The organism is Methylobacterium sp. Leaf93, from assembly GCF_001422345.1.
In the GTDB taxonomy this organism is placed as follows: Bacteria; Pseudomonadota; Alphaproteobacteria; order Rhizobiales; family Beijerinckiaceae; genus Methylobacterium; species Methylobacterium bullatum.
In genome coordinates this window covers 96463-108888 of sequence record NZ_LMMS01000012.1, presented here as the reverse complement: position 1 = coordinate 108888, position 12426 = coordinate 96463, and the positions used below count along the sequence as shown (strand labels likewise).

Below are 12426 nucleotides of genomic sequence, written 5' to 3'. Positions count from 1 at the left end.
TTACGGGCCGACATGATCAAGAAGACGCACCTTCCCTCCGACGCGACTCTCGCGGACGTCGTCCCCACCCTGGAGGAGGCCGACGCCTATCTGAGCCGGCTGCTCACCAACATGCGCTTCTGCCAGAAACGGCACGGCAATGCCTCGGTCCGCATCGCGGTCACGGGCAAGGGCGGCCACCCGTCCTACCGGGTGGATTACATGAAGCCGGTGGCGCCGGACCCGGACGGCACGCCGTTCGACGCCTATGGCGGCAAGGCCCATTACAGCTTCACCGCCATCAACATCATGGAGACCAACTGGAGCAGCCGCTCGATGAGTATCGACGAGGTGCTGAAACTTCAGGCGGACTTGCGGAAGCCGAAATTCGAGGAACGGTGAGTCCGGGGGCCTCGCTCTGATCGCTCTCGGCCGAGCCTGCTGCATTTATCCCTCTGCTTTTAGGCAGGGCGCGTCCCTCTCCCCCTTGTGGGGAGAGGTTAGGAGTGGGGGTGGCTCCGCCAGCCTCCGCAGCGTGAGGGTCGCCCGACCGCCCCCACCTCCAACTCCTCCCCACAAGCTCGACGGATCTCGGGCAGGCCCGAGATCCGCTGGGGAGGAGGGTCCCGCGCATCCCGCGAGATGCGTGACTCTCATAGCGCTCGACCGCAGGCGGTCGGTTCAGCCTGCCAGCGGGATGCGGGAGGCCCGGTCGGGCAGGCGCGCGGCCTTCGCCCCGCCCGCCTGACCTGCGCCGAAGCCCGGCCGGGACGCGAAGGGCAGGAATGTCCAGCCGTCTCGTGTCCGGCCCTTCGTGGCGTAGAGCGCGGAATCCGCGCATTCGATGAGTTCCTCCGGCGTGTGGTGTCTGCCGGGGACAGCCGAGGTCACGCCGATGCTGATCGTCAGCCCGATGGTCTCCCCACGCCAGAGGAAGGGCGAAGCGCGCAGGGCCGCGTTGGCCTGCTCGGCGATCTCGGTTGCCGCATCCCCCTCGATCCCGCGAAGCAGGATGCCGAATTCGTCGCCGCCGAGCCGCGCGAACATATCGGCGGGGCGGATGCTTCCCCGCACCGCGTCCGCCACGTGCTGGAGCGCGGCATCGCCGGCCACGTGGCCGAGGCCGTCATTGATCCCCTTGAACCGGTCGAGGTCCATCAGCATCACGCTGAACGGTTCGCCGGTCTCGCGCGCGCACTCCCCGGCGAGCTGCCGCATGAACTGGCGGCGATTGGGCAGGCCGGTCAGGTCGTCCTCGGCGGCCAGCCGCTCCACCGTCGCCATCAGGCTGTCGACCACCGAGACGAGGAAGCCGAAATTCCAGACGATGCCCGCCAGGATGAAGACCAGCAGGTCGATGGCGGCGAGGGAGACCAGGGACACATCCGGTGCGATGCCGCTGAGCCTCACCGTCACCGCGCAGGCGACGATGCCATGGGCCGTGATCGCGGTCGCCAGTGCGCTCATCGTGATGAGCGCGCCGAGCTCCCGAATCCGGCGCCGGGCGAGATAGAGGATGGCGAGCGCGAGAGGAATGCATTGCGACGTGACGTAGAGCGGGTTCTGGCCCCACCAGGGTTGCCAAGTGAGCGCCATGGCGAGCACGCTGGCGGCCAGCAGCCCGGCATGGAGAGCCCAACGCGGCTCGTCCCCGTGGAAGCGGCGCAGGCCGACCGTGTTCAGGTAGAAGGCCAGACAGGCGACGGCATTCCCGCCGACGGTGGTGGCGAAATTCCCGACGCCGCCATCGAGGGCGAGCAGGATGCCGCCCGCCACCTTGGCCAGGCTGCCCGCCAGCCAGTAGCGCACCCCGGCCAGCTCCCTGTAGCGATAGAGGACGCTGGCCCAGAGCACGCAATGGGAGAGCCCGGCTATCAGCACGACCAGATACAGCGTGTAAAAATCCGGCATCCGGGACGGGCACTCTCTCTTTCGGGTCACACGCTCACCGACGAAGCTTGGCGGTTTGGATGTCTGAATACGCTATTCACCGCCGTTTGGGCGACTCGGTGTCTCTCACAAAACTCCCGCTGCGCCGTTGCGCCGTGAGCGAGAAGGGCCGTGAGCGGGAAGCGACCGGGAGTTTCGTGAGGTACTCCCAAGGCGGGCATCGACATGAATGCATCGTCCGCTCGACCATGATCTTGACTTGCGCGGGCTCTCGGACTAGTCCGCCAACCTCATATCCGACGACATGTCGTCAATACGAACGCCGACCGGCCCTGTGAGGCCGGAGGTCAACGCCCGACAGCGCGATGCGCCCTCGGGCGAGTTTCGCGTTGGAAACAGGCCGTCGCTCCGCCGATCCAGACGAGTGAGTCTCGCCCTGTCGCAAGCGCATGAACCCCTTCGCATCGAGGATGCGGTCAACGACGTCTGCCCCTGGTCGGGCAAGCCGATCGCGGCCGATTCCCTGACGCTCTACAACGGGTCCGTCGTCGGGTTCTGCAATCCCGATTGCCGGGACAAGTTCGCGTCGGCGATCAACGCCTTCGAGGCGGCGCTGCAGGTGCGGCGCGTCTCGTCCGCCGGACTGTTCCAGTAGGTTCGGAGAGCCAGACGATGTTCGAAGGCCTGTCCGACCGCCTGTCCGGTATCCTCTCGGGGCTCACCCGTCGGGGTGCGCTCACGGAAGCCGACGTCACCGCCGCCCTGCGTGAGGTTCGCCGCGCGCTGCTGGAAGCCGACGTCGCCCTCGAAGTGGTGCGCGGCTTCACCGAGAAGGTGCGCGAGAAGGCGGTGGGCGCCGTCGTCGTCAAGTCGGTGACGCCCGGCCAGATGGTCGTGAAGATCGTCAACGACGAACTCGTGGCCATGCTCGGCTCCGAGGCCGGCCTCATCGATCTCAACGCCCCCGCCCCCGTCGCCATCCTGATGGTCGGCCTCCAGGGCTCGGGCAAGACCACCACCACCGCCAAGATCGCCCGGCGCCTGACCAACCGCGACAAGCGCAAGGTGCTGCTCGCCTCCCTCGATACCCGCCGCCCGGCCGCCATGGAGCAGCTGGCGATCCTGGCCAAGCAGGTCGGCGTCGACAGCCTGCCCATCGTCGAGGGCCAGTCGGCGGTGCAGATCGCCCGCCGCGCCATGGATGCCGCGCGCCTCGGCGGTTTCGACGTGGTGATGCTCGACACCGCCGGCCGCATCACCCTCGACGAGGCGCTGATGGCCGAGGCCGCTGAGGTCAAGGCGGCGACGAATCCCCACGAAGTCCTGCTGGTGGCCGACGCGCTCACCGGCCAGGACGCGGTGGTCACCGCCCGCGCCTTCGACGAGCGCCTGGGCGTCACCGGCATCGTGCTGACCCGCATGGACGGCGATTCGCGCGGTGGCGCGGCGCTCTCCATGCGCGCCGTCACCGGCAAGCCGATCAAGCTCGTCGGCACCGGCGAGAAGGTGGACGCCCTCGAGGAGTTCCATCCCTCGCGCGTCGCCAACCGCATCCTCGGCATGGGCGACATCGTCTCCCTCGTGGAGAAGGCGGCCGAGACCATCGACCACGAGCAGGCGCTCCGCACCGCGGAGAAGATGCGCAAGGGCAAGTTCGACCTCGACGACCTGTCGATGCAGCTCGCCCAGATGGAGAAGATGGGCGGCATCGGCGGCCTGATGGGCATGCTGCCGGGCATGGGTGCCATGAAGAAGCAGGTCGAGGGCGCCAATCTCGACGAGAACATGTTCAAGCGCCAGCGCGCCATCATCTCGTCGATGACCGCGCAGGAGCGCAAGAATCCCGACATCCTCAAGAATTCCCGCAAGAAGCGCATCGCCGCGGGGTCGGGGACGAAGGTGGAGGAGCTCAACAAGCTCCTCAAGATGCACCGGACCATGGCCGACATGATGAAGGCGATGGGCTCGGGCAAGCGCGGCATCGGCCAGGCGCTCGGCTCAATGTTCGGTCTCGGCGGCGGTGGCGGGATGGGCGGCATGCCCGGCCTTCCCCCCGGCATGCCCGAGCCGACGCCCGAGCAGATCGAGGCGATGCAGAAGCAGATGGGCGGCAAGCTGCCTCCCATGCCGCCGGGCTTCGGCGGCGGAAAGATGCCGGGCCTTCCGGGGCTCGGAGGACCGAAGGGGCCGGGCGGTCTGCCGGGCCTCGGCGGTTTCCCGTTCGGGAAGAAGAAGTAGGGGCGAATGGGGAGTAGCGAATAGCGAAGGGGCGGCAGGCCGGCCCTCTTCGCTACTCACTACTCGCTATCCGCCAAGAACGATCAGATTACCAACCTCCAGGAGCACACCATGTCCCTCAAGATCCGTCTCACCCGTGGTGGCGCCAAGAAGCGCCCGTATTACCGCATCGTCGTCGCCGATGCCCGCGCGCCCCGCGATGGCCGCTTCATCGAGAAGGTCGGCGTGTACGACCCGATGAAGGCCAAGGACGATCCGGCCCGCATCGTGCTCGAGTCCGAGAAGATCCAGGCCTGGCTCGCCAAGGGCGCCCAGCCCACCGACCGCGTCCTGCGCTTCCTTGATGCCGCCGGCCTCGCCAAGCGCCCCGCGCGCAACAACCCGCAGAAGGCCGAGCCGGGCGAGAAGGCCAAGGAGCGCGCCGCCAAGCGCGCCGAGAAGGCCGCCGCCCCGGCCGAAGACGCCGCGGCCTAAGGCGTTTTCGCGATGGCGCGCCGTCCCGGAGGCAGCAACCCCACCGGCGATGGCGGCCGTCGCGACCGCCCGGGCCGCATCGGCTCGGGCTCGGCGACCTCCGCGCATCGGCCCCGGCCGATGCCGGAGGTGCCGCTCCCGTCCACCGATCCGAGCCTCGTCCAGATGGGCGAGTTCGGTCGCGCGCACGGGCTCAACGGCGAAATCCGCCTGAAATCCTATACCGGCGATCCGCAGGCCATCGGCTCCTACGGGCCGCTCATCGGCGCCGGGGGCCAGCGCATCGAGCTCACCGACGTGCGCCGGGCCGGCGGAGCCTCGCCCGACCTGCTCGTTGTGCGGGTGAAGGGCGTCTCCGACCGCAACGGTGCGGAAGCGCTCAACCGCCTCGCCATCTACCTTCCGCGCGACCGCCTCGGCCATGTCGAGGACGAAGACGAGTTCTTCACGGCCGATCTCGTCGGCCTCGACGTGGTGGATGTGTCCGGCGCACTCCTCGGCACCGTCACCGACGTGCCGAATTACGGCGGCGGCGATCTCCTCGAGATCAAGCCGGCCCTCGGTGGTCCCACCGCGCTCCTGCCTTTCACCAAGGCCTTCGTCCCGACCCTCGACGTCGCCAACGGGCGGGTCGTCGTCGATCCGCCCGACGACCTGTTCGCGCCCGCCGGGCCGAAGCCGCCCGACGAGCCCGCCTGAGGCGGGAGCGACCCGACCGGGCCGTCGCTCAGGGCTTGACGCTCGTCATCGCCGTCCGCGCCATCTCCAGCGGCGCCGACGTCACCGGCATCGGCCCGTCGAAGGGCCGCTCGTGCAATCCGATCATGCCCAGCGTCGTCACCGTGGCGACCGAGAACAGGATCATCGCCACGGCCTGCGGCACCGGCTTGTCCACGTGGATCAGCCCGATGGACACGAGGGTCAGCAGTGCCAGCACCATCAGCGTCAGCCATTTCGACTGGTCGCCCTGAACATCGGCGAGCCCGAGGCGCGTGCCGCGCTCGGCCCGCAGGTTCATCACCGCGTCGAGAAGGCTCCCATGCGCGGCGGCTCCCGCCTCGGCGCTGTGCCGGGGATCGGCCACGGACTGCATCAACTCGCCCAGGGCCTCGTTGGCGGTCGCCGACGACTCGCCCACCGTCATCTTCGGCCATTCGTCGTCGATCAGCGCGTTCGCATAGGCGACCAGCTTGGTGCGGATCGCGGACATGTCGGAGGCCGTGGCGAGGCTCAGGTCATGCACGGCGAGGAGGTTGGTCTTCTCCGACTGGACGATCTTCGTCGCCTGCCGCTGACGCTCCCAGGCGTCGTTGGCCACGAAGCCCGTGAGCAGCGCCAGCATCACCGAGATGGCGTTGAAATAGGGGGCGACGACGCCGATCCCGAGCTTATGCATGCCCGGCCGCGTCGCGGACCAGGTGGAGAGAAGGCTGATGGCACCCATGCAGACCGCGAAGACGGCGCTCAGAAGGACGAACATCAGCCAGACAGGCTGATCGAGCCAAAACGTCAGGACCACGCACTCATTCTCCCGCTCGGTGTTCGAGGCGGGGCCACCCTAGCGCTTCGCCGCTACCGAACCGTGAATCCGGGCGCGATCACCGCCGGTCGGATCGCGTCGCCACGTCCTTGCAGGGGGAGATCGCGGAGGGGACGGGACGCGCGTCGACCGTGGGCGCCTCGAAGATCGCGAGATAGCCGACCCCGCCCTCCAGCACCGAGAAGCCGGTCTCCCGGTAGCCCGCCGCCGCGAGTTCGCACCGCAGGAGGGCCGGCGGCGTCCCGTGCCGCGAGGGAATCGCGTCGGCATCGACGATCCCGACCCGGCCGCCGGGCTTCATCGCGGCGGCGAGGTTGTGCAGGAGGCCATAGGGCTGGCTGATCTCGTGGTACATGTGGACCAGCAACGCCGCGTCGAGGGAGCCGGGCGGGAGCCTCGGATCGTGGGGCTCGCCCCGTACCACGGTGACGTTGCCGAGCTTGGCCTGCGCGATGCGGGCCGTCAGGTCGGCGAGGTAGCGCGGCGTCACGTCCTCGGCGACGATCCGCCCCTGCGGCCCGACCCGCTCGGCCAGACGCACCGTGTAATAGCCGCTGCCGGCCCCGATATCGGCCACCGTCTCCCCGGGCGCGATCCGCATCAGCCGCGCCACCTGGCCGACTTCGTCGACCGTGTCGCGCTGGGCTTCCGATGCCCAGAGCGGGGCGATGATCTCGGCCACCGGCCTGTCCGGCTTCGGAAAGGCGGAGGCGGGGGCGCCGGGAGGTGCCAGCGGTTCTGCAGCGAAGGCCGGGACGACGAGGGTGAGCAAGGCCGCGAGGGCGAGACGAGGAGACATGGCGGGACAACGAGGCGGCCCGCCCGGAAGTGCCCTCCCCCCGGTTGCGGCGCGTTGGCGTTCGTCGGCGGAGCCCGTAGTGGCATGAGACCGGAAGGGCGTTGTTGACCCGCCCTCACCACACGCGCCATCAAGCGGCATGACGAGCGCGCCCTGGTCCGCCACGATCCTCACCCTCTACCCCGAGATGTTTCCCGGCCTCCTCGGGATGTCGCTCTCGGGCGATGCGCTCGCGCGCGGAACCTGGACCCTGGAGGCCCGGCAGATCCGCGAGCACGGGATCGGCCGCCACCGCGCCGTGGACGACACTCCGGCCGGCGGCGGCGCGGGCATGGTGCTGCGCTGCGACGTGCTGGGTGCGGCCATCGATGCCGTTGCCTCCCCCGGCGATACCCGCCCCCGCCTGCTCATGAGCCCGCGCGGCCGCCCCCTGACGCAGGGTCGCGTGCGCGAGCTGGCGGAGGGGCCGGGCATCGTCGTGGTCTGCGGCCGGTTCGAGGGGGTGGACGAGCGGGTCATCGCGGCGCGGGGCCTCGAGGAGGTCTCCATCGGCGACTACATCCTGTCGGGCGGCGAGGTCGCGGCCTTCGTCGCCATCGATGCCTGCGTGCGCCTGCTGCCCGGCGTCATGGGCAAGTCGGTCTCGGGGGAGGAGGAGAGCTTCGAGGGCGGGCTCCTCGAATACCCGCACTACACCCGGCCGCGGGAGTGGGAGGGCCGTGCGATTCCCGACATCCTCACCGGCGGCAACCATGGTGCCATCGCCCGCTGGCGCCGGGAGGAGGCGGAGCGGATCACCCGCGAGCGCCGGCCCGACCTGATGGGGGCGAGCAAGTCTCACCCGTCAAAGGCCTGATTCCCAAAGACTTGGTCGGACATACCGGCGTCGTTGTGCTGGGCGGGACTGAATTTATCGCCCGAGCATCTTGCTAAGTCGCCGGGACGGGTCCATTGGCAGCGCCGGGCCACTCCTCCCCAACGAGGAGCATTCATCTGTAAGGATGGACTTTGTCATGACACGTCCCACCACGCGCCCCCGCGTGCCGAATTTCTCGTCCGGCCCCTGCACCAAGCGTCCCGGCTGGACCCTGCAGGCCCTTCAGAACGCCGCGCTCGGCCGCTCGCACCGCTCCCCCGCCGGCAAGGCCAAGCTGGTCGAGGCCATCGAGCTGACCCGCACCGTGCTGCGCGTGCCGGCCGATTACCGCATCGCCATCGTCCCCGCCTCCGATACCGGCGCCGTCGAGATGGCCATGTGGTCGATGCTCGGCCCCAAGACCGTCGAAGTGGCCGCCTGGGAAGCCTTCGGCTCCGAATGGGTCACGGACGCGCTGCAGGAACTCAAGATCTCGCCCATCGTCCACCAGACCGCCTACGGCGTGCTGCCGGACCTGTCGGCCATCGACACCAAGCACAACGACGTCATCTTCACCTGGAACGGCACCGCCGCCGGCGTCCGCGTGCCGAACGGCGACTGGATCGCCGCCGACCGTGACGGCGTGACCATCTGCGACGCCACCTCGGCCGCCTTCGCCATGCCGCTCGACTGGGCGAAGCTCGATGTCGTCACCTTCTCCTGGCAGAAGGTGATGGGCGGCGAGGCCGCGCACGGCATGCTCGTCCTCTCGCCCCGCGCCGTCGCGCGCATCGAGAGCAACACCCCCGCCTGGCCGATCCCGAAGGTCTTCCGCATGGCCAAGGGCGGCAAGCTGATCGAGGGCATCTTCAAGGGCGATACGATCAACACGCCCTCGCTCCTCGCGGTGGAGGATTACCTCGATACCCTGCGCTGGGCGCAAGGCATCGGCGGTCTCGACGCGCTCCATGCCCGCGCGGACGCCAATGCCAAGGTCGTCCACGACTGGGTGGCGCGGACCCCCTGGATCGGACACCTCGCCGTCGATCCGGCGACGTATTCGAACACCGGTGTGTGCCTCGTCATCACCGATCCGGACGTGCTGGCCAAGGGCGACGCCACCGTGGCGGCGGTCGCCAAGGGCATCGCCGACACCCTCGATGCCGAGGGCATCGCCTTCGACATCGGCGCCTATCGCGACGCCCCGGCCGGCCTGCGCATCTGGTGCGGCGGCACTGTGGAGACCTCGGATCTCGAGGCCCTGATGCCGTGGCTCGACTGGGCCTATGCGGCTGAGAAGGCCAAGCTCGCCAAGGCGGCCTGAGGCGACGACGCCCTCGTCGGCGCACATTGTTCCTGTGCGCCGCCTGACAATACCGATCCGAACCGCACCCTCATCCTGAGGCGCCGCAGCGTAGCGGAGGCCTCGAAGGAGTCCTCCAGTTCGCGCTGCGATCTCTGGAGCCCTCCTTCGAGGCTGCAAACGCAGCACCTCAGGATGAGGTGGGCGGACGGGATCCGATGTCGGCTGCCCGAAACATGGTGGCCCCGATGTTGCCCGCATCCCCCCTTCCTCAAGAGCCGGAGGCCATCATGGCTGCTCCCAAGGTGCTCATTTCCGATTCCCTCTCGAACGCGGCCGTCCAGATCTTTCGTGACCGTGGCATCGACGTCGACTTCTTCCCCAACCTTGGCAAGGACAAGGAACGCTTCGCGGCCGTCATCGGCCATTACGACGGTCTCGCCATTCGCTCGGCCACCAAGGTCACGCAAAAGGTGCTGGAGCAAACGACGCGGCTGAAGGTCATCGGCCGGGCGGGAATCGGCGTCGACAACGTCGATGTCGCCGCCGCCACGGCGCGCGGCGTCATCGTCATGAACACGCCGTTCGGCAATTCCATCACCACCGCCGAACACGCCATCGCGATGATGTTCGCCCTCGCGCGGCAGATCCCGCAGGCGGATCTCTCGACCCAGGCCGGCAAGTGGGAGAAGAACCGCTTCATGGGCGTCGAGCTGACCGGCAAGACGCTCGGCATCATCGGCTGCGGCAATATCGGCGCCATCGTCGCCGACCGCGCCATCGGCCTGAAGCTCAAGGTCGTGGCCTACGACCCCTACCTCTCCCCCGAGCGCGCGCTCGAGATCGGCGTGGAGAAGGTCGAACTCGATGCGCTGCTGGCGCGGGCCGACATCATCACGCTCCACGTGCCGATGACCGACAAGACCCGCAACATCCTGTCGGCCGAGAACCTCGCCCGGACGAAGCCGGGCGTGCGCATCGTCAATTGCGCCCGTGGCGGCCTCGTGGACGAGGTGGCGCTCCGTGCCGCCCTCGATTCGGGCCATGTGGCCGGGGCGGCCTTCGATGTGTTCATCGAGGAGCCTGCCACCGCCAACCCGCTCTTCGGCCACCCGAACGTCATCTGCACACCGCATCTGGGCGCCTCCACCAACGAGGCTCAGGAGAACGTGGCGCTGCAGGTCGCCGAGCAAATGTCCGATTACCTAATGACCGGGGCGATCACCAACGCGATCAACTTCCCGTCCATTTCCGCGGACGAGGCTCCCCGGTTGAAGCCGTTCGTGGCGCTCGCCGAAAAGCTCGGCTCGTTCCTCGGCCAGCTCACGGACGCGCCGATCAAGGGCATCCGCATCACCTACGAGGGCGCTGTCGCGGGCATGAACACCCGCGCGCTCACGGCGGCGGCGGTGACGGGCGCGCTGCGGCCGTTCCTGCAGGACATCAACATGGTCTCCGCGCCTGCTCTGGCGCGCGAGCGCGGCATCGTGGTGGACGAGATCAAGCGCGAGGGCGGGGCGAGCGACTACGAATCCGTCATCCGCATCACGATCGATGCCGAGGACATGCCGCGCGACGCCGCCGGGACGGTGTTCCATGACGGCAAGCCCCGGATCATCGAGATCCGCTCCATCGCCATCGACGCCGCCTTCGCGCCGCACATGCTCTACGTGCGCAACCACGACAAGCCGGGATTCATCGGCCGGCTCGGCACCATCCTGGGCGAGGCCGGCGTCAACGTCGCCACGTTCAATCTCGGCCGCGAGGAAGAGGGCGGCAACGCCATCTGCTTCTGCGCCGTGGATGCGCCGATCTCGGAGAGCGTGAGGGCGGAGATCGAGACGATCCCGCAGGTGAAGCGGGCGCGGCCGGTGTGCTTCTGAGAGGGGCGAGCCTTCGTTCGGTCTCCTCATTTTCCCGCAAAGACTACGCCATTCACATAGTTCGCGGGTTGCGCAGCCCTGCCCTCCTCCCCCCTTGTGGGGAGGAGTTGGAGGTGGGGGTGGTTGGGTGACCCTCAGCTTGCGGAGGCTGGCGGCGCCACCCCCACTCCTGACCTCTCCCCACAAGGGGGAGAGGGACGCGCTCTGCCTACGAAAGAAGGTGTGCAAATTAAGCCAGGAAGGTAGGGCGGGATTTCGAGCGGCTGGCGTTCTAGCTCGCACGTCCCTTAGGGACCGAAGCGACAAGCATTGCGCGTGGCCCAAGGACTGGCCCCTGCGCCCGGAACATGCGAGAGGCCCGCGCATGAACATCGACGGCACACCCTACCGCACCATCCTGCCCGCCGCCGACGGCGCGTCCGTCGAGGTCATCGACCAGACCCGCCTGCCCTTCGCCTTCGAGATGAAGCGGCTCGCCACCCTGGACGAAGCGGCCATCGCCATCCGCACCATGATCGTGCGCGGCGCGCCGCTCATCGGCGTCACGGCGGCCTATGGCCTGGCCCTGGGCCTGCGACGGGACGCTTCCGATGCCGGGATCGACCATGCCGTCGAGACCCTGGCCGCCACCCGCCCCACCGCCATCAACCTGCGCTGGGCGCTCGACCGTGTCGCCGCCAAGCTGCGCGAGGTCGAAGTCTCGGAGCGCGCCGCCTACGCCTTCGCCGAGGCCGGGCGCATCGCCGAGGAGGATGTGGAGAGCTGCCATGCCATCGGCCGCCACGGCGCCGCGATCCTGGCCGATCTGCACGAGGCCAAAGGTCGCCGCCTCAACGTGCTGACCCATTGCAACGCCGGTTGGCTCGCCACAGTGGATTGGGGCACCGCCCTCGCGCCGATCTATGTGGCGCACGAGGCCGGCATCCCGGTCCATGTCTACGTGGACGAGACCCGGCCGCGAAACCAGGGCGCGGCGCTCACCGCCTTCGAGCTCAACGCCCACGGCGTGCCGCACACCGTCATCGCCGACAATGCCGGCGGCCACCTGATGCAGCATGGCGAGATCGACGTCTGCATCGTCGGTTCGGACCGCACCACGGCCTCGGGCGACGTCTGCAACAAGATCGGCACCTACCTGAAGGCGCTGGCGGCCTCCGACAACCGCATCCCGTTCTATGCCGCCCTGCCCTTCTCCACCATCGACTGGACCCTCACCGACGGCGTCGCGCAGATCCCGATCGAGGAGCGCGACGGCCGCGAGGTCTCCCACCTCACCGGCCGCCTCGCCGATGGCGGCTTCGCCACGATCGAAGTGGTGTCGCCGGGCAGCCCCGTGGCGAACCCCGCCTTCGACGTGACGCCGGCGCGGCTGGTGACGGGCATCATCACCGAGCGCGGCGTGGCCTCGGCGGATGCGGAGGGATTGTTGGCGCTGTATCCGGAGCGGCGCTCGGCGGTTTAGCG

At 68.8% G+C, this 12426-nt stretch carries 12 protein-coding genes; 9 read left to right on the top strand and 3 right to left on the bottom strand.

Annotation, left to right across the window (positions count from 1 at the left end):
* The first annotated feature begins 12 nt into the window (after positions 1-12).
* Entirely contained in the window at positions 13-381 is a 369-nt protein-coding gene (locus ASF26_RS09130) for a hypothetical protein (protein WP_056252481.1), read from the top strand.
* Between the two features lie 279 nt (positions 382-660).
* Here the strand turns inward: ASF26_RS09130 and ASF26_RS09125 are convergent, their stop codons facing one another.
* Positions 661-1890, bottom strand: coding sequence for a diguanylate cyclase (locus ASF26_RS09125; protein WP_056252478.1), 1230 nt, complete (start codon positions 1888-1890; stop codon positions 661-663).
* Positions 1891-2293: 403 nt separating this feature from the next.
* On the opposite strand from ASF26_RS09125, the gene ASF26_RS09120 reads away from it, so the two are divergent.
* The 4 genes from ASF26_RS09120 (at position 2294) to rimM (ending at position 5280) form a co-directional block, all read left to right on the top strand.
* Positions 2294-2524, top strand: coding sequence for a hypothetical protein (locus ASF26_RS09120; protein ID WP_056144470.1), 231 nt, complete (start codon positions 2294-2296; stop codon positions 2522-2524).
* A 17-nt stretch (positions 2525-2541) separates the two neighbouring features.
* Positions 2542-4107 carry a signal recognition particle protein gene (ffh, locus tag ASF26_RS09115; protein WP_056144465.1) on the top strand — a complete coding sequence of 522 codons (1566 nt, stop codon included), beginning with the start codon at positions 2542-2544 and terminating at the stop codon, positions 4105-4107.
* A gap of 111 nt (positions 4108-4218) precedes the next feature.
* Positions 4219-4581, top strand: a complete 363-nt coding sequence (rpsP, locus tag ASF26_RS09110) for a 30S ribosomal protein S16 (RefSeq protein ID WP_018042769.1) — start codon at positions 4219-4221, stop codon at positions 4579-4581.
* 12 nt (positions 4582-4593) lie between these two features.
* Complete coding sequence (gene rimM, locus ASF26_RS09105) at positions 4594-5280, top strand: ribosome maturation factor RimM (protein ID WP_056252475.1); 687 nt, start codon at positions 4594-4596, stop codon at positions 5278-5280.
* A gap of 28 nt (positions 5281-5308) precedes the next feature.
* Here the strand turns inward: rimM and ASF26_RS09100 are convergent, their stop codons facing one another.
* Positions 5309-6100 (bottom strand): DUF4239 domain-containing protein, encoded by a 792-nt coding sequence (locus tag ASF26_RS09100; RefSeq protein ID WP_056252472.1) that lies wholly within the window; start codon positions 6098-6100, stop codon positions 5309-5311.
* A gap of 79 nt (positions 6101-6179) precedes the next feature.
* A complete protein-coding gene (locus ASF26_RS09095; protein WP_056252468.1) occupies positions 6180-6920 on the bottom strand; it encodes a methyltransferase domain-containing protein in 741 nt (246 codons plus the stop codon).
* Positions 6921-7059: 139 nt separating this feature from the next.
* On the opposite strand from ASF26_RS09095, the gene trmD reads away from it, so the two are divergent.
* The 4 genes from trmD to mtnA all read left to right on the top strand — a co-directional run bounded on the left by trmD (position 7060) and on the right by mtnA (position 12424).
* Entirely contained in the window at positions 7060-7776 is a 717-nt protein-coding gene (trmD, locus tag ASF26_RS09090) for a tRNA (guanosine(37)-N1)-methyltransferase TrmD (protein WP_056252465.1), read from the top strand.
* A gap of 157 nt (positions 7777-7933) precedes the next feature.
* Entirely contained in the window at positions 7934-9100 is a 1167-nt protein-coding gene (locus ASF26_RS09085; RefSeq protein ID WP_056252462.1) for a phosphoserine transaminase, read from the top strand.
* Positions 9101-9369: 269 nt separating this feature from the next.
* Complete coding sequence (gene serA, locus ASF26_RS09080) at positions 9370-10962, top strand: phosphoglycerate dehydrogenase (protein WP_056253291.1); 1593 nt, start codon at positions 9370-9372, stop codon at positions 10960-10962.
* A 364-nt stretch (positions 10963-11326) separates the two neighbouring features.
* Positions 11327-12424, top strand: coding sequence for an S-methyl-5-thioribose-1-phosphate isomerase (gene mtnA, locus ASF26_RS09075; RefSeq protein ID WP_056144443.1), 1098 nt, complete (start codon positions 11327-11329; stop codon positions 12422-12424).
* The last annotated feature ends 2 nt before the right edge of the window (positions 12425-12426 follow it).